The sequence below is a fragment of the Streptomyces sp. NBC_01244 genome (assembly GCF_035987325.1).
Classification (GTDB): Bacteria; Actinomycetota; Actinomycetes; order Streptomycetales; family Streptomycetaceae; genus Streptomyces.
This window is the reverse complement of record NZ_CP108488.1, coordinates 9210622-9226851: the sequence shown is the minus strand read 5'-3', so window position 1 is coordinate 9226851 and position 16230 is coordinate 9210622. Positions and strand designations below refer to the sequence as shown.

Here is a 16230-nt window from a genome sequence, read left to right as displayed (position 1 = left end):
GAAGAGCGCCTCATGACACGCACGGTCCGAGCCCGCACGGGCACCCGGCCGATCCTGGCCGCCGCCCTCGGGCTCACCCTCCTCACGGGCGGCTTCGCCGCGTGGGCGGCCCAGGACTGGTACGGGGCAAGCCATGACGAGTCCGCCGCGTACGCCGCCCAGCGCGACCAGGTGCTCACGGCGGCGGAACAGGCCGTGCAGAACCTCAACACCCTGGACCACGCCAAGGTGGACCAGGGCCTCGACCTGTGGGAGTCGTCCACGACCGGCGACCTGCACGACCAGCTCGTGCAGGGACGAGCGGAGTTCACGCGTCAGGTCAAGGCGGCGAAGACCGTGACGACGGCCCGGGTGCTGTCGGGCGCCGTGACCGAGCTGGACGAGCGGGCAGGGCGGGCCCGGGTGCTGGTCGCCCTGCGCATCACGGTCAAGGCGGCCGACGACAAGAGCAGCGACAAGGACAGCCGCATGCTCGGTGAACTGACCCGCACCGGGGGCCACTGGAAGCTCAGCGCGCTGGGCCAGGCCCCCGTGGGCGGTACGGCGTCCGGCTGACCGGCCCGCCGTACCGCGCAAGCCGCCCGGACCCGAGAGGACACGCACGATGTCGACGACCCGCCACCTCATCAACCGCCAGCGCCGCCGCCAGGCCGTCGGCAACCAGCCGGTCCCCGCGGCGCGCGCGACCGACGACGCGCAGCGGCAGGAGGCTCCGGAGTCGGCCGGGGGGGCCGGGGTGGACGGCACGGACGGGGGCGGAAAGAAGTACCTCACCCCCCTCCTGATCCTCTGTACGCTCACCGTCCTGCTCGGTGCCTTCGCCGGATTCGCCCACAGCCGGGCCTCCGCACTGCGGAGCGATCCCGTGCGCGCAAACACCGCGCTCACCGACCTCGCCCGTACCAGCGAGATCAAGGGACAGACCGCCAAGGCCGTCGCCTCCTTCTTCTCCTACGACCACGCGAAGCCCGCCGCCTTCGAGAGCGCGACGAAGACCCTGCTCACGGGCAAGGCCGTCACCCAGCACCGGGCGCTCTTCGGCGACATCCTCGCCCAGGCCGAGAAGCAGAAGACGGTGATCACCACTGCCGTCACGGACAGCGCGGTCGAGCGGATCGACGGCGACCGGGCGCGGGTCCTCGTCTACGCCGACCAGAGCAGCGTGAGCACGGCCGGGACCGAGAAGCAGAGCCCCCAGAACCAAGGCGTGTACGCGGGCGCGATGCTCGCCCTCGACCTGGTGGACCGCGACGGACACTGGCTCGTGGAGGGGATCGACACCTTCGGCCGCTGAGCTCCGCACGGGTACCACCATGAAGACCGGCCTGCCCACCGCGTCCGTACGCGGATTCGGATCTGGAGCGCACCATCGGAGCCGGCACGTGGCCTACCGCCGTACGGAAGGGGCGGCCTCCAGCAGGATCCCGAGGTCTCTCGTCTCGCTGAGCAGCGTGGCTGTGACGTCTTCGTCCTCCTCCAGTTCGGCGGACGTCAACTCCGCTTCCGCGTAAAGGGGTTCGCGAGACAGTTCGTCGAGTACGAACCTACGCAGCGTGGGGAAGTGCAGGGGTTCGGCGGGGTCGTCCGTGAGGACGCGTACTCCCGTGGCGACCGCGCGCTCCACGGACTGCGCGTACCCGAGGCTCATGGTCAGCAACTCCCGGCATGTGTCGGTTCCGCGGTGGATGCATCCTTCGAGTCCGGGCCCGCGCAGGGGGTGTCCGGTGAGCAGGGTCTCGACCGGGATGCGCAGCAGTTCGCGCAGACTCGCACGGTAGTCGCGGCCCGAGTCGTAGTAGACCGGCAGCCGGCCGGCCGAACCCCTGCTCTGCACGGCGTCCCCGGCGATCAGCAGACGCAGCGAGCGTTCGTAGAAGCAGCTGCTGCCGGGGGTGTGGCCGGGTGTGGGCAGGACCTCGAAGCGGAGGCTGCCGAGGTCGATCACCTGGCCGGCCCGGGCCGGCAGGTCCGGTACGGCGCCCGCGAGTTCGGCGTCCAGAGGGGAGAAGCAGGCGGCGGCAGAGGTCAGTTCGCGCAGCGGGCCGCACCCTCCGACGTGGTCCGCGTGGCCGTGCGTCGCGCACAGGATCGCGATGTCCTGCGGGCGGGCGCCGAGGGCTCCGAGCGCCGGGAGCAGTGCGGCCAGGGCGTGTTCGCGCATGCCGGTGTCGATGACGGCGAGCCGGCCGCCGTCCGCCACCACCATGCTGACCATTCCCGTGTGGCTGTGCGGTTTCGGGCAGCGGACGGCGAGGACGCCGGGCGCGAGGGTAAGGAAGCCGGGCCCGTCACCCATGCCGGTCCCCCGTGCAGGTGTGTGCCGTCACGCGGCGCCACACGATGACCTCGGGCAGTCCGCCCACGCCGGGCAGGGCGTCGACGGAGACGGCCTGTTCGAGGATGGCGGCCGACTCGGCCCCGGCGTCCTCGAAGAGTGCGTACGGGGTGCAGGAGGCGAGCAGGCCGAGGGAGTCCCCGAAGTTCCGATAGCCGCTGTCCTCGGCGGCCGCACCCGACAGGACCGCGGTGATGCCACGGTCCTGGCAGTCGGCGGCCAGCCTGGCGAGCAGGGCGAGGACCGCCGGGTGGGCCTCGGGCCGGCCGGGCGCTGACGGCGTGGTCCGGCGCCCGCGGGCGAGCGTGAACTGGGTGAGGTCGTTGGTGCCGATGCCGCAGACCGCCGGGGTGAGACGGTGTTCGCGCAGGAGATGGTCCGCCCACAGTCCGGTGCACAGCGCGGCGGCCGGTGTCTCGACCTCCCAGCCGAAGCCCGGCTGACCGGTGGCCGCGGAGTCGCCCGATGCGGGTGACAGGCCGATGCGTGCCAGTCGGCTTAGCACTGAGGTCAGTTCGGCGTAGGACGAGACCATCGGCGGTGCGAGAACGAAGCGGACGGTGTGCCTGCTCTGCACCTCCCACAGGATCCGGGCGAGGAAATCGAGTGCTTCGGGGAGCTTTTCGAGCAGGAGCGCGGTGCCGCGCGGGCCGCCCTGCGAGGTGTAGGCATCACCGAAGTCGAAGAGCCGTACGAAGACGGGGGCACCGGCCGGGAACGCCGAGCCCGCGGCGTCGAGCGCCGCGGCGATGGGCCGGCCGAGCAGGGTGCACAGTTCGGGGGTGTGCAGCAGTCTGGTGAGCGTGGCGAAATCGCCTTCCGAGCTCAGGGATTCGAGGACCGTGCTGCCGTCGTCGAACTTCTCCTCGAACAGCGTGGCGACCGCCAGCGCGAAGAGGAACTCGCCGCGCACCAGCCCGACGCCCGCCGCCCCGGCCGCGGCGGCGCGACGAAACCCCGCCTCCGTGCAGGCGTTCACCAGCACGGGCCGCCCGTCAGCGGTCGCGATGCCCGGGGAGGCGGCCCCGTCGGCGCCCCAGGGCCCGATCTCCTCCCACAGGGTCCGGGCGTGGGCGGCGGCCACGGATCCCCGGAACTCCAGGGCGCTTGCGCCGTGCCGCCACAGGTGGGCGATCTCGTACAGCGGTGCGTCGACCTCGACCCGGACGGTCCGGCCATGGATGTCCTGCGGATGCGCGAAGTACGCGTCGGACCAGTCCTGGACCGGTTCCCGCATCTGAGTCCTCAACTCCTTTGGCTTCATGGAGAGTGTTCCGGTGGTGGCGGCTCGACGTGCGCCGCCACCACCGCTGCGGCTACTTCTTCGGCTGCCAGATTCCGACGACCCGCTCGAGGACCGTCTTCACGAGCACGTCCTGGCCGATGAGGTGGGACACGACGTCGATGGTGGTCTGGCGTTCCTTCAGCAACTGGTCGTGGTCGGCGGTGGCCAGGAAGCAGTTGGTGCGGTAGGCGACCTGGTCACCGCGATCGAAGACGTAGATGCTTCCGAACGGCACGCCGCTGTCAGCCAGTTGGCGGGTCAGCTCGGCCAGGTCCGGCAGGGGACCGCTGCGGTCGAGGTTGAATCCGTGGTGGTACTCGTAGGGCACGTGCGGGGTGATCTGCCGTGCGCCGGCGAGCTCGATCCGCGCCGCGGGCGCCTCCTCCTCGACCGCGCTGACCTCGCCCGCCCAGTTCACGTCGAAGACGACTTGCTCGAGTTCGACGACCGCCGTCGGGTGCGTCGCGTAGATCGACTCCAGGACCGAGCGCGCCTTGCCGAGGGTGGAGGTGTCGCCCAGATAGGCGGACGCGAAGGAGTCGGCGTCGGGGTCCTCGTCGTGGGCGGGGTGGTGCTCGGCGTAGGCGTCCGGGGAGTCGTCCCGCTGCGGGCCGCTCGTGAGGGCGACGACGGGTACCGCCTTGCAGGCGAGCCCGTGCTTGACGTCCATCATCTCGGCCAGCGCCGCCGCCGCGGCGAAGCCGCCCGCGTCGACGTGCATGTGGCAGGTGTCGGTCCGGCTGAACATCCCGTCCTCGATGGAAGCGCTGCGGAAGCTGGGCATGGTGGATTCTCCTTGGGCTGAGAGAAGGCGGCCGCTCCGGGACGGAGGCGTGCCGGAGGAGCACACGGGGAGTGTGCACGGGAAAGCGCACCCTGCTGCGCGTATGTCCGATTGCTCACCGGGAAATGCGCAGGGGAAATCTGCTCAAGAGGTACGGGAATGAGTGCACGGCGCGTGCGCGCCGGCCGGCCCGCACGGATATGCGGGCAGCTGGACACGGACCGTAAAGCGCGTGCAGAAAGGACAGAAGAAGCCGACGCCGCACGCTCAGGCGGTCGAAGCGGCGACGAAAATCTCAGGGAATGCGACGACAATGGCCTGCCTCATTGCAAGCTGCACTGCCTCGAAATCGCCATCACCTGGGACCGGGACGAATCCGGCGAACTCGGGAAGGTCGACATAAGCCGCCCTGAAGGCCTCGAGGAACTCCGGGCTCTCCTCATCGATTCCGCGCACGTCGATGCGGCGCACGGCCTCGGCCGGGGAGACGTCGAGGAAGATCGTGAGGTCCGGCTCGGGCGCTCCCTCGAAGAGCCGGCGCAGGAAGTCGACGCTGCCGGTGCCCTGCGCCTTGGCCAGGGCGTACTGGCAGTAGGTGTAGCGGTCGACGACCACGACGTCGGGGGACGTCATGAGGGTCTCCTCGAGCGCGGCGACCCGGGCCAATTTGGAACAGGCGGAGACGAGACGCATGGTGTCGCCGCCGATGAGCTCCAAGTGGTCCTTGAGTCCCTCCTGTTGAGCCATGGAGGTCAGGGCCTTGCGTACGGGCGCCATGGTGACGCTCTGATGAGCCTGGCCCGGAACGCCCACGGAGCGGAGCCATTCCCCGAGCATTCGCACCTGGGTCGACTTGCCGGCCCCGTCCAGACCCACCACGGCCACGAGCCGCCCGGTTCTGGATCTTTCGCCCGCAGGGTATTTCTGTGCGCGCACTTCCACCGCCCTAGTGAACTGTTCCGTCTCTGAAAAAGCTGACCGGTTCGCTGTGCGGCTCTCGTGAGGGAAGGCGAGAACCAAGGTTCAGATTCCTCAACGAGGAATCTGTGATTCTGAACTCGGACGCCCCGCCGGCGCCTCATCGGACTCTAGGTCCGTACCAGGTGGCTTGTAAATAGCCGCTTTCTTGCGTCTCGGAGAATGAGATGAATCGGAATCGTTGGATCCGCAATCGGATCGGCCCAGGTGCGGGACTATGGGGGGTCATGAGGGGGTCACCCCATGCGGGAGTTTTGGGCAAATTGGGAAAACCAATTCCCAGGACGCGGCGGGGTGCGGGGCGAATTCCATGGCACACTGTCCGGCGCCCCACTGGCCCCGGCCACCGGGGGAAGCCGGGCCGGGAAAACAATCGGAGCGGTGATGAAACTGAACTTCCGGCCACTGGACGACGGTTTGCGGCACGAGTACTGCCTGACCTGTCGTGCGGAAGCGGTCCACTGGGAAGAGCACGCGGGGCGCCGCAGCTGTGTCTGCCGCGCCTGCGGGCACCGGGCCGAACGCGCCCTGGTCGTCGACCCCGAGGCACACTGGTGGGTCGAGCCCGACGGGGAGTACTGGCACGAGACGTCCGGCGTCTTCGTACGGGTCCCCGGCCCCCGGTTCCTCCTCTTCGACCGGACCGCCTACCCCTTCGCGCTGACCGTGCCGGCCGGCCACGTCGCCCCCGGCGAGGACCCGCACCGGGCCGCGCTGCGCGAGCTCCGGGAGGAAACCGGTATCACCGGGGGGACCCTTCGCCACCTCGGCGACGACCCGATCCCCGGCGACTCCTGCCGCCGCGGCGCGGACGCCCATCGCTGGCACACCTACCTGCTGGACCTGCCGGCCGAGCCGGAGATCGCGCTCAACGACGAGGGCGTGGCCGCGGTCTGGCTGCCGCTGTCCGAGCTGCTCGGAGACCCGCCCCGGCGCATGGCGACGTATGCCGTACGGACCTTGATCCGGTGTTACGAAGGGGAGTTGACGTCCTGATCCTCAGCCGACGCGGTGATCCTCAGCCGGCGCGGTGATCCTCAGCCGACGTCGCCATCCGTCGCCTGCCACTGCGCGCGCAGGGCCGCGAACGCCTCGTGGAAGCCGGGGAACGTCTTCCGCACGCACCCGGGGTCGTCGAAGGTGATGCCCGGCACGCGCAGCGAGGCGACGGCGAAGGACATCGCGATGCGATGGTCGTGGTGGGTGGCGATCTCGACCGGCCTCACAGCGCCCGGGGTGATCTCGATCCAGTCGGGCCCGGTCGCGACCTCGACACCCATCGCCCGCAGGTTCTCGGCGCAGGCCTCCAGCCGGTCGCACTCCTTGACCCGGGTGTTGCCCACGTCCTCGATCCGGACCGGCCCTCCGGCGAAGGGGGCGAGCGCCGCCAGCGTGGGCATGGTGTCGGAGATGTCCCGCATGTTGACCGTGATCCCGCACAGCTTCCCGGTGCCTGCCACCGTCGTGCCGGCATCCCCGACGCGTACCTCCGCCCCCATCCGCCGGAGAACCTCGACGAACCGCAGATCGCCCTGGAGCGCGCCTCGGCCCAGGCCGGGGACCGTGACCTCCCGGCCCGTGAGCGCCGCGGCGGCGAAGAAGTAGCTCGCGGTGGAGGCATCGGGTTCGATCGCGTACTCGGTGGCCCGGTAGCCGCCGGGCCGCACGTCGAAGACCTCTCCGTCGGGCTCCGGCCTGCGTTCCACCGTCGCCCCGAAGGCAGCCATCATGGCCAGCGTGATCTCGATGTACGGAGCCGAGACCAGGCGGGTGACGGTGATGCGCAGCCCCTCGCGGGTGAGCGGTCCGAGCATCAGCAGTGCGGTCAGGTACTGCGACGACTCCCCCGCGTCCAGGGCGAGTTCACCGCCCTTGACGCCGTCGGCGACGATGCTCAGCGGATGGTGCCCGTCGGCCCGCGCATGCCGGACGTCGACGCCCAGCGCGCGCAGCGCACGGGTCAACGGGGCCACGGGACGGCGGCGCATCTGGGCGGAGGCGTCGAACCGGTAGCTGCCGTGCCCGGCCGCGACCAGTGTGGGCAGGAACCGGGCGGTGGTGGCGCCGTCGCGGCAGTAGACGTCGGCCTCCTCCCGCGGCGGGCCGGCCGGACATCCCTCGACGAGCCAGCGGCCCGGCGTGTGCTCGACGCGGTAGCCGAGGGCGGCAAGGCCTTCGGCGAAGCCCTCGGTGTCGTCCGAGCGCAGCGGTCGCAGCAGGGTCGAGGTGCCCTCGGCCGCCGCGGCCAGGAACAGGGCTCTGGCGGTGAGGGACTTGGACCCGGGGATTTCGACGATCGTCACGGCGGGCGCTCCGGTGCGGGTGTCGGGGGGAACGGTTCGCGCACCGGATGTTGCCATGTCGGGGCCGCCCGCCGCGTGAGGTCTCACCCGTTGGACGCGCGGCTCCCGTCACACCGCCGAGGGCGAGGGGAGCCGCGAAGCCCGCGGACGCCTCAGCCCCCTGCGATCTCCCCCTTCAGCTCCGCAAGGTCTGCGCCAGCGCACCGATGGTGCTCACCTCGGTGCCGGCCGCGGCCCGCAACAGTGTCAGTACGTCGTCGCTCACCGCCGTCGCCTCGTGGATGCCGTCTGCGGGCCCTGCGAAGAACGTCCGGTCGAAGGTCTCCTGCGGGCAGAAGCGGTAGCGCAGGGTCGTCACCCGCAGGTCCCGCGCCGGCCTGAACGGCCCGTGCACGATCTCCTCTCGCCAGTCGACGGGCCCCCGGTACCGGTTGGACGGCACCTGCGACATCCACACGTGCAGCTGTACGTAGTCGATGCCGGGCTCCAGCAACGAAGCGCCGTACGCGGGGACTTCGGCTGCGAGCCGCGGCACCGAGAGCGTCGAGTGCCGGCCTGCGTTCCAGGCGGCCGCCATCATGGCCCGGAAGGCGTCGGCGAGCGGCTGGTCCGGGTCGACCTCGCAGAGCACCGGCCGGTCGTTGACGAAATAGCCGACGGCCGCCTGTGCGCTCTCGTCCCGGCGCGTCGACATGGGCGTGTGCAGCAGGAACCTGCGCCGCCCGGTGCGGCGCCACAGGGCGCAGCCGACCAGGGTGGCGACAACAGCGAACGGTGACGCCTCGTACCGGCCGGTCAGCAGGTTCACCTCGTCGTACCGCGCGGGCCCGGCGGTGCCGCGGTCGACCTGGGTGCGCTGCAGATCACCCCGGGGCGTCGCGGCCAGGCCGCGCAGCGGTTCGACATTCCCCAACTTCCGGTTCCAGTGTGCTACTTCCCGTGCCTGCGCCTCGGTGCCCGGATGCCGGTCGCGGCACAGTGCCGCATAGCCCGCAGGCTCCGACGCGGGCGGCTTCTCGCCGTTCTGGCGGGCCTGCAGATACGCGTGCAGCCGGGAACGCACGAGACCGGAGGAAATGCCGTCGGAGACCAGATGGTCGGTCGCGATCAGCAGGGCCTTGTGCTGCCCCGCCGGGTCCTCGGCGTACTCGAAACGGGCCCGGGCGGGCACCTCGCGCGGATGCAGCTCCGCGTTGTGCAGCTCTCCGGCGCGGCGATCCGTGTACGCCGACGGTGCTTCGTCGTAGACGGTCCGCGATGTCAAGTGTGCTTCGGGCGGCCCGAGTTCCTGCACGAAGGGGGAGCCGGCGACCAGCCCGGTGCGCAGGGCCTCCTGGGACTCGAGGAGGTCCGTGACCGCAGCGCGCACGTCGTCGTACGACACCTTCGGGAAGGTCTCGGCGTCGAGCCGCAGCGTGTAGTTGTTGTTGTGGAAGATGCCGGGTCCGAAGAGCCGGTCGAGAAAGAGCAGGCTGGTCTGTTCCTCGGACAGCGGGAAGAACTGCGCCATGGCGGGCCCCCTGACGGGATCGGTGGGGAGACGTCTGCACGGCGCCGGCGGGGCGAGGCGAGGCGAGGTGGATCGAACGTTTCCAGGCGTGATCCCTGCATGTCAACAGGCCTTGATCCACGAGTATGTGGCCACGTCGGCCGTAATGAGTCACTGTGATCAAGGTGGTTGACACCGTGCTCACCGGTCTGCAACCGTAACGCCCCGTCAGTCCCCGACCCTGTCTCGTCGAGGCCCGGCCCGGTCCGCAACCCGTCGGCGGATCAGTGTGGACGTGCAACCACACGGGCCGATGTGCGAAGCCTCGTCACGGCAGTCGGTAGCGACCAGGGGGCAGGTCCGTCGGCCCAGTGCTGCGCCCGCGGACCGATTCACCTGCACCTTTCATCTCGTTCCTGTTCACGGCAGCGGTACGCCCGGTCGCGTATCCGCTCCCTTCGTCCTGCGCTCATCCCCGACGGGAGACAGCTTTGGAAGAGCAAGTCCCGGCAGAACAAATGCCGGCAGAACAAGCCCTGCCCGAGCAGGCCTTGGCCGAGCAAGTCAGAGGAATCCTGAAGATCGCCTCAGGTCTGGGCGACACGGTCCAGGAGCTGGCCACACACGACAATCTCTGGCACGCGGGCATGAACTCTCTTGCCAGCGTCAGGGTGTTGGTGGCTCTCGAAGAGACCTTCGCCGTCGAGTTCCCCGACGGCAAGCTGACCATGGAAGTCTTCGCGAGCATCGACAGCCTCACCCGGACCGTCCTGGACCTGCAACGCGAAAGCGGTGAGGTGCTGTGACCTCACCCGACCGCACCGTGACCCCACCCGACCTCCTCACCACCACCGCAGCCGACGGCGTCCTGCTCTACTCCGGCCACTTCGAGCGGATCGTCGACGGCCTTCGGGCCTCGCTCACCGCACTCGGCGGACTCGACGACGCCCGGTCACTGCGGACCCCGCCGGTCATCGCCCGCTCGGTCATCGAGCAGTCGGGATACGTGGAGACGTTCCCCAACCTGCTCGGTACCGTCCACCGCTTCGACGGAACCTCCGAGGAGTGGACCGACCGGGTCACCTCGTCCGGGCCCGGCAGCAGCTGGCACCGCCTGCTCGAGGTCTCCGACCTGGTCCTCCTGCCGGCCGGCTGCTACTGCCTCTACCCGCTCTACCAGGACTCCGCGGTGACCTCCGCCTGCGAGCACAGCGTGGAGGCCACCTGTTTCCGGCAGGAGGGCAGCAATGAACCAGGGCGCTTCCGCTCCTTCCGGATGCGCGAGTTCGTCCGAATCGGCGCCGCCGAGGACTGCGTGGTGTGGCGCGACGGATGGCTGGAGCGAGCCGGCGACTGGCTGACCGGCCTCGGCCTGACGCCCGAGCGGGAACTCGCGAACGACCCGTTCTTCGGTACCGTCCACCGGATGATGAGCGCCACCCAGCGCCAGCAGGAGCTGAAATGGGAGCTTTCCTTGGAGGTCGCTCCCGGACAGCGCCAGGCCGTGGCCTCGTTCAACTACCACAAGGACCATTTCGGCGACCTGTTCCGCATCACCGACGCAGCCGGCACACCGCGGCACACCGCCTGCGCGGCCTTCGGATACGAACGTCTCGCGCTGGCCCTGGTCCACCGCCACGGCCCCAAGCCGGGCCAGTGGCCCGCCTCTCTGCGCACCCGCCTCGGCATCGGAGCGGCCACATGACCTCGACAGCACCCACCGGGCTGGAAGCGCTGCGCCCGGAAGCCCGGCTCCTGCACACCCTGGCCACCCCGCGCTGGTCCGACGAGGCGGACGCCCTGGCACGCCACATCCTCACCGGGCAACGGGAATTGGACTGGTCCTACTTCCTCGACCAGGCCCTGCGTCACCACGTCGTCCCGCTGATCGGCCGCAACCTGCAGTATTCGCGGGTGTGGCAGCCGCAGGAGGACGGTGTACTGATCCCCTACCCCTGGATCTACGTCGCGGCGTACGAAGCCAACTCCCGTCGCAACCGCGCCCTGTTCGGCGAGTTCCGACGGATCTTCCACGACCTCGGCAGGGCGGGCATCCGTCACGCCGTGCGCAAGGGCCCCGTCCTGTGTCACACGGTGTACGACGACGCGGGCACGCGGCGCATGGCGGACCTGGACCTTCTGATCGAGGAGGAGTCCTTCCCCGAGGTGAGCGGGGTCCTGTCCGAACTCGGTTACGCGCAGGGGCTGCATTCGGCCAACGGCGCCGTCATCACCCCGTACGCCCGCTCCACCCGCGCGTTCTGGTCGATGCACCTGAACAACAAGCTGCCCTTCAAGAAGCCGACCTCCGACCCGGACGTCGACTTCTTCGAAGTCGACCTGTGCCTGAACCTGTTTCAGCGCAAGTCCCGGGGCGCTGCCGACACCCGTACGCTCCTCGACCGCTCCGTGCCCTTGCGCATGTGCGGCACCGACGCCCGCGCGCTCGCGCCGGCCGATCACCTCCTGGACGTGTGCCTGCATCTGTACAAGGAGGCGACCAGTCACCTGAGCATCGAGCGCGGCAAGGACATCACGCTGCAGCGGTTCCTCGACGTGGCGGAGTCGGTGCGGCTCATGGACAGCGGGGCGGCGAAGGAATTCACCGCGCTCGCCTCGCGGTCGGGCGCCGAACGCGAGGTGTACTTCGCGCTCGCGTTCGCACGTCGGCTGTACCCGGACGCGGTCCCCGAGTCCCTCGCCGAGTCCCTGCGTCCGGACGACCTGGGATACCTCGACGAGTACGGGGAACTCGACGGCAAGGCCGGACGCTGGACCACCGCGTTCCTGGACCGGTTGTTCGACCCCGACCGCCGTGGGCAGGTCGTGGGGTCCTCGACCATCCCGCATCAGTGAGCACGGAACCCGAGGAGGCCCTCGCCAAGGAGCCGACCAGGGTCGCCCAACAGCCTTTGTGGACGCGCGAGTTCATCAAGTATTTCGTCGCACGCGCCACCTCACGGCTCGGCGACGAGATGCTCCCGGTGGCGCTCGCCGTCGCGGTGCTCGGGCTCGGACACGGCGTGGCCGGCGTCGGCTATGTGATGGCGGCCTTCATCGCGCCCGAGGCCCTGTTCGTCATCTTCGGAGGGGTGCTCGCGGACCGCTTCACCGCACGCCGCATGATGATCGGCGCCGACGCGGTACGGCTCGCGGTCCATCTCCTGCTCGCCGCCCTGTTCGCCGCGGGCGACCCGGGGCTCGGGCCGATCCTGGTCCTGGCCGTGATCAGCGGTTCGGCGACGGCGATGTTCCAGCCGGGCGTGTCCAGCATCGTGCCGCTCGTCGCCAGGGACGTACAGCGCGGCAACGGCGCGCTGCGCATCGCGGAGGCCGTCGGCTCCCTGCTCGGTCCGGCGCTCGGGGCCGTTCTGGTCGCGGCGTTCGGTGCGGCCGTCGTCTTCGGTGTGAACGCGGCGACGTTCGCGGTCAGCATGGTCTTCCTTCAACTGCTGCGGATCGGTGCGCCGCCGGTGAGCACCAAGGCCGCCGGAATGTGGCAGAACCTGCAGGAGGGGTGGTACGAGTTCCGGTCCAGACGCTGGCTCTGGGCGGTCATCCTCGTGTGGGCCGTGAACGGACTCCTCGTGTGGGGACCGGCCCGACCGCTCACCGCCACGGTCCTGGTGGACGAGTACGGATCGTCAGGCTTCGGCACCGTCCAAGCCGTGCTCGGCGCGGGCACGGTGGTCGGCGGCCTGATCGCGATGCGGCTGCGTCCACTGCGCCCGCTCGCCGCAGGCTCCGTGGCGATGTTCGGCTTCGCGCTGCATCCGCTTGCTCTGGTGGCCGACTTGCCGGTGTGGGCGATCAGTTGCTGCTTCGGCGTGGCGGGCGCCTGCTGGACCTTCTGGGGGGTCCAGTGGACGACCACGGTCCAGACCCAGGTGCGCCCCGAGGCCCTGAACCGGGTGTACGCCTACGACGTCGCCGGCTCCATCATGACCAATCCCGTCGGGCGCGCCCTGGCAGGTCCGCTGGCCCTGATGATCGGCGCCCGCGAGACGCTCTTCATCGGCGTCCTCATCTGCACCGCGAGCTGCGTGACCCTGCTCTGCGTCCCCGCGATCCGCACACTCCAGCGCCGGGAGGCCGCTCCATGACGTACGACTTCAGCGTGTACGGAACGGCGTACCAGCCGCATCCGAGCGGCGGCCGCAGCACCCTCGCGGAGCTCGGGGCGCTGTCCCGGCATGCCGAGGCGAGCGGCTTCGACGGGCTGCTCACCTTCTACGACCACCGCAATTACGACCCGTGGGTCATGGCCGCGGTGATGCTGCAGCACACCGAGCGGCTCGCCCCGCTGGTCGCGCTGCAGCCTTATGCGGCGCCCCCGTTCAGCGCGGCCAAGGCGATCCACAGCCTCTCGGAGCTGTACGGGCGGCGGCTCGACGTCAACCTGATCATCGGCTCGTCCGGAGGCGAGCTGGCCCAGGTCTGCGACGCGACCCCGCATGACGCGCGCTACGAACGTGCGGCGGAGTACATGGACGTCGTCGCCCGGCTGCTGCGCACGGACGAACCCCTGGACCACGAGGGCGCCCACTACCGCTATCGGCAACTGCACCTGCACTCCCGGCTCGCCGAGGAGCGGTTGCCGCGGGTGTTCGTGGCCGGCTCCTCCGAGGCGGGGCGCGCGGTGGCGCTGCGGGTGGGCGACGTGTCCGTCACGCACCCGGAGCCGGTCACGAGCTTCGCCCCGGAGTTCCTGCAGTGGCGAGACAAGGGGCTGGAACTCGGCGTGCGCCTCGGCCTGTTGGCGCGCACCACCGACGACGAGGCCTGGCGGGCGGCGCGTGCCGCCTATCCCGTGGACCGGGCGGCGCACATCGAGACGGTCCTCAAGCGCGGGTCGGAGTCCGACTGGAGCCGACGCATGGCGCATCTGGCCACGGACGGCGATCTGTACGACGACGTCTACTGGACCGGCCTCTACCGCAGCGGAAAGGCCTCCGCCCCATTGTTGGTCGGCAGCTACGGCAGGGTCGCCGACTACCTCGGGCGGTATCTGTCCCTCGGCGTCAGAACCGTTCTCCTCTCCCAGGTCCACACCCGCGAGGACTTCCACCACGCCTCGCAGGTGCTCTCGCTGGTGCGCGATCCGTTCCGGGCTGCGTAGAGACTTCAGTTTGTGGCTGACCTGGGCTTCGTGGCTGCGCGGGTCCGGGCGGCGGGCACGCGTGAGGGGGTGCTGGCGCGCCGTGGCGCCACCACCCCCTCACGTCATCTCACATCACTGCTTCAGCGAAGGCCCGCCTGGTTACGCGAGGTGACCTTGCCGTTGTCGAAGAAGAAGCTCGCGACGCCGAAGGTGCTGGCCTGCTCGCAGTCGTAGATCGCCATGTTGTCGGTACGGGACTGGGACTGGACGACGCGCACGCAGGTGCCCTTGCCGGCGATCTCGTGCATCTGGCTGATCGTGCTGCCGACCTTGATCTTGCCGTACTTGGTCTTGGTCATCTTGCCGTTGGACTCCAGGCCGTCGAGGAGGACCTGGCCCTTGATCTCCAGCTTGCCGTTCACGAAGTCGAACGTAGCGCTGCTGTAGGGCTTGTTGCCCTTGCACTCGTAGTGCCGGTAGGCAATGCCGCCGGAGTCGTCACGGCTCTTGAGCTTGCAGGCGCCGCTGTCGGCGATGCTGTGCATCTTGGCCGTGGTGGTGCCGATCTTGATCAGGTCGTACTCGGCCTTGCTGATGGTGGCGGTGGTGGCAGCGCTCGCGCTCGGCGCGGCGACGAATGCCAGGCCGGCCGCCAGTACGGGCGCGGCGAGCAGGTGCATGCGGGACATCGGGATCCCCCCAGGATCGGCGTCCTGCGAATTCAGGACGTGATCATGGTGCCAAACCCGGACACACGGATGAAAGTCTTCCGGTTGTCCCAGTTTCCGTGAGGGCGACCGCTGGGACGCCGCTCGCTCGGACGCGTGGCGCGATTCTCACCGACTGGGCAGCCGGGGGTAATGTCGTCCGGTCACGGACGGCAATCGGATCGTCCGTTCAACCCAGGGGAACCACCATGACTGATCTGAACTCGCTGCGGGCAAGCCTTGCGTCAGGTGAGCACGAGTTCGCCGACACCTTGGCCTTCGTCGCCGCGCACTACGCCTATCAGCCGCAGGCGTTCCGCAACGGGGACCTGGAAAATGCCGCAGGTGAGAACGAGGGTTCCTGCAAGACGCTGGGACTCGCCCTGCTGGAAGAGCTGAGCGACCAAGAGGCGCTGCTGGCTTTCGGTGAGCACTACCGCAGCGTGCTGGCGACGCCGGACGACGCTGATCACGCCAACATTCGCAACCTCATGGCCCATGGCCTGGCAGGGGTGAGCTTCGTGGGGCAGCCGTTGACCCGCAAGAGCTGAACAGCGAGATCCGAGCGAAATCCGGGCGCGCGCCAAAGTCGCGTCCACAGCCCTCCCTGCAGACCCCGGCGCGCTTCCGGACCGGGCAGGCAGGGCCCGCCCGGTCCGGAAGCGCGACTCAGGCTGCGACCGGCAGGTCGACGGCCGGGAAGTCGACTTCGGTGCGGGCCACGGAGTTGAAGTAGTTCGTGAAGATGTTCAGAGCCACGGCGCCGATGATCTCCCCTATTTCCCCGTCGCCGTAGCCCGCGGCACGCACGGCCTCGATGTCGGCGTCGGCGACGAAGCCCCGGGTGCGCAGGACGGCTCGGGCGAAGAGCAGGGCGGCCGCGGCCTTGGGGTCCGACGCCTGGGCGTGGCCGCCCGCAGCGAGGTCCTCGGCGGAGACGCCCGCGCGGGCGCCGAGCACGTGGTGGGCCGCGTAGCAGTACTCGCACGAGTTCTCGGCCGCCGAGACGAGTGCGATCTGCTCCCTGAGCGAGCCGGGCAGCAGCCCCTTGGACAGCGAACCGCTGAAGGACAGGTATCCGTCCAGGACGGCCGGCGAGGTGGCCATCGCCCGCATCATGTTCGGCGTCGCGCCCAGAGCGCGCTCCACCTTGGCCAGCAGGTCTTTTGCCGCGGGCTCGGCGTTGGCGGGGTCGACGGTGCTCAGACGAGAAGGCATGGGTGTCTCCAGTTCCGGTTCGGATGAGAT

The 16230-nt window shown here is 69.8% G+C and carries 17 protein-coding genes; 9 read left to right on the top strand and 8 right to left on the bottom strand.

Annotated features, from left to right (window positions below; all coding sequences use genetic code 11):
- The first annotated feature begins 12 nt into the window (after positions 1–12).
- Positions 13–555: a hypothetical protein gene (locus OG247_RS41065; protein WP_327257057.1), complete on the top strand. Its 543-nt coding sequence runs from the start codon at positions 13–15 to the stop codon at positions 553–555.
- Between the two features lie 49 nt (positions 556–604).
- Complete coding sequence (locus OG247_RS41060) at positions 605–1294, top strand: hypothetical protein (RefSeq protein ID WP_327257056.1); 690 nt, start codon at positions 605–607, stop codon at positions 1292–1294.
- 93 nt (positions 1295–1387) lie between these two features.
- On the opposite strand, the gene OG247_RS41055 is transcribed toward OG247_RS41060, so the two are convergent.
- The 4 genes from OG247_RS41055 to OG247_RS41040 all read right to left on the bottom strand — a co-directional run bounded on the left by OG247_RS41055 (position 1388) and on the right by OG247_RS41040 (position 5346).
- Positions 1388–2296 carry an MBL fold metallo-hydrolase gene (locus OG247_RS41055; protein ID WP_327257055.1) on the bottom strand — a complete coding sequence of 303 codons (909 nt, stop codon included), beginning with the start codon at positions 2294–2296 and terminating at the stop codon, positions 1388–1390.
- Entirely contained in the window at positions 2289–3572 is a 1284-nt protein-coding gene (locus OG247_RS41050) for a putative PEP-binding protein (protein ID WP_327257054.1), read from the bottom strand. Before OG247_RS41050 ends, OG247_RS41055 begins: the two co-directional genes overlap by 8 nt.
- Positions 3573–3651: 79 nt before the next feature.
- Entirely contained in the window at positions 3652–4404 is a 753-nt protein-coding gene (locus OG247_RS41045; protein WP_327257053.1) for a hypothetical protein, read from the bottom strand.
- 267 nt (positions 4405–4671) lie between these two features.
- The gene (locus OG247_RS41040) at positions 4672–5346 is read right to left on the bottom strand and encodes a dTMP kinase (protein ID WP_327257052.1); all 675 of its coding nucleotides are present in this window, start codon (positions 5344–5346) and stop codon (positions 4672–4674) included.
- A 420-nt stretch (positions 5347–5766) separates the two neighbouring features.
- On the opposite strand from OG247_RS41040, the gene OG247_RS41035 reads away from it, so the two are divergent.
- Complete coding sequence (locus OG247_RS41035) at positions 5767–6378, top strand: NUDIX hydrolase (RefSeq protein ID WP_327257809.1); 612 nt, start codon at positions 5767–5769, stop codon at positions 6376–6378.
- Positions 6379–6419: 41 nt separating this feature from the next.
- On the opposite strand, the gene aroA is transcribed toward OG247_RS41035, so the two are convergent.
- Entirely contained in the window at positions 6420–7685 is a 1266-nt protein-coding gene (gene aroA, locus OG247_RS41030; protein ID WP_327257051.1) for a 3-phosphoshikimate 1-carboxyvinyltransferase, read from the bottom strand.
- Positions 7686–7860: 175 nt separating this feature from the next.
- Positions 7861–9195, bottom strand: coding sequence for a condensation domain-containing protein (locus OG247_RS41025; RefSeq protein WP_327257050.1), 1335 nt, complete (start codon positions 9193–9195; stop codon positions 7861–7863).
- Between the two features lie 470 nt (positions 9196–9665).
- On the opposite strand from OG247_RS41025, the gene OG247_RS41020 reads away from it, so the two are divergent.
- From OG247_RS41020 to OG247_RS41000, 5 genes are read left to right on the top strand one after another with little or no spacing between them, the layout of a single operon-like run.
- Complete coding sequence (locus OG247_RS41020) at positions 9666–9980, top strand: acyl carrier protein (protein WP_327257049.1); 315 nt, start codon at positions 9666–9668, stop codon at positions 9978–9980.
- Entirely contained in the window at positions 9977–10879 is a 903-nt protein-coding gene (locus tag OG247_RS41015; protein WP_327257048.1) for a hypothetical protein, read from the top strand. Before OG247_RS41020 ends, OG247_RS41015 begins: the two co-directional genes overlap by 4 nt.
- Positions 10876–12030: a nucleotidyltransferase family protein gene (locus OG247_RS41010; protein ID WP_327257047.1), complete on the top strand. Its 1155-nt coding sequence runs from the start codon at positions 10876–10878 to the stop codon at positions 12028–12030. The genes OG247_RS41015 and OG247_RS41010 overlap by 4 nt, the downstream gene beginning before the upstream one ends.
- Complete coding sequence (locus OG247_RS41005; RefSeq protein WP_327257046.1) at positions 12027–13277, top strand: MFS transporter; 1251 nt, start codon at positions 12027–12029, stop codon at positions 13275–13277. The genes OG247_RS41010 and OG247_RS41005 overlap by 4 nt, the downstream gene beginning before the upstream one ends.
- Positions 13274–14293, top strand: coding sequence for an LLM class flavin-dependent oxidoreductase (locus tag OG247_RS41000; protein WP_327257045.1), 1020 nt, complete (start codon positions 13274–13276; stop codon positions 14291–14293). The genes OG247_RS41005 and OG247_RS41000 overlap by 4 nt, the downstream gene beginning before the upstream one ends.
- A 122-nt stretch (positions 14294–14415) precedes the next feature.
- Here the strand turns inward: OG247_RS41000 and OG247_RS40995 are convergent, their stop codons facing one another.
- Positions 14416–14964, bottom strand: a complete 549-nt coding sequence (locus OG247_RS40995; protein ID WP_327257044.1) for a hypothetical protein — start codon at positions 14962–14964, stop codon at positions 14416–14418.
- A 227-nt stretch (positions 14965–15191) separates the two neighbouring features.
- Between OG247_RS40995 and OG247_RS40990 the strand changes: the two genes are divergently transcribed.
- Positions 15192–15533, top strand: a complete 342-nt coding sequence (locus OG247_RS40990; protein ID WP_327257043.1) for a HopJ type III effector protein — start codon at positions 15192–15194, stop codon at positions 15531–15533.
- Between the two features lie 118 nt (positions 15534–15651).
- Here OG247_RS40990 and OG247_RS40985 read toward each other — a convergent pair whose 3' ends face one another.
- Positions 15652–16200: a carboxymuconolactone decarboxylase family protein gene (locus OG247_RS40985; protein ID WP_327257042.1), complete on the bottom strand. Its 549-nt coding sequence runs from the start codon at positions 16198–16200 to the stop codon at positions 15652–15654.
- Positions 16201–16230: the final 30 nt, after the last annotated feature.

Bases quoted from the DNA above. Each gene is read 5' to 3' on its own strand.
- OG247_RS41000 (WP_327257045.1), top strand. From the start codon at position 13,274: ATGACGTACGACTTCAGCGTGTACGGAACGGCGTACCAGCCGCATCCG.
- OG247_RS41025 (WP_327257050.1), bottom strand. From the start codon at position 9,195: ATGGCGCAGTTCTTCCCGCTGTCCGAGGAACAGACCAGCCTGCTCTTT.
- OG247_RS41010 (WP_327257047.1), top strand. From the start codon at position 10,876: ATGACCTCGACAGCACCCACCGGGCTGGAAGCGCTGCGCCCGGAAGCC.
- OG247_RS40990 (WP_327257043.1), top strand. From the start codon at position 15,192: ATGACTGATCTGAACTCGCTGCGGGCAAGCCTTGCGTCAGGTGAGCAC.
- OG247_RS41065 (WP_327257057.1), top strand. From the start codon at position 13: ATGACACGCACGGTCCGAGCCCGCACGGGCACCCGGCCGATCCTGGCC.
- OG247_RS41035 (WP_327257809.1), top strand. From the start codon at position 5,767: ATGAAACTGAACTTCCGGCCACTGGACGACGGTTTGCGGCACGAGTAC.
- OG247_RS41060 (WP_327257056.1), top strand. From the start codon at position 605: ATGTCGACGACCCGCCACCTCATCAACCGCCAGCGCCGCCGCCAGGCC.
- OG247_RS41045 (WP_327257053.1), bottom strand. From the start codon at position 4,404: ATGCCCAGCTTCCGCAGCGCTTCCATCGAGGACGGGATGTTCAGCCGG.
- OG247_RS41050 (WP_327257054.1), bottom strand. From the start codon at position 3,572: ATGCGGGAACCGGTCCAGGACTGGTCCGACGCGTACTTCGCGCATCCG.
- OG247_RS41055 (WP_327257055.1), bottom strand. From the start codon at position 2,296: ATGGGTGACGGGCCCGGCTTCCTTACCCTCGCGCCCGGCGTCCTCGCC.
- OG247_RS40995 (WP_327257044.1), bottom strand. From the start codon at position 14,964: ATGTCCCGCATGCACCTGCTCGCCGCGCCCGTACTGGCGGCCGGCCTG.
- OG247_RS40985 (WP_327257042.1), bottom strand. From the start codon at position 16,200: ATGCCTTCTCGTCTGAGCACCGTCGACCCCGCCAACGCCGAGCCCGCG.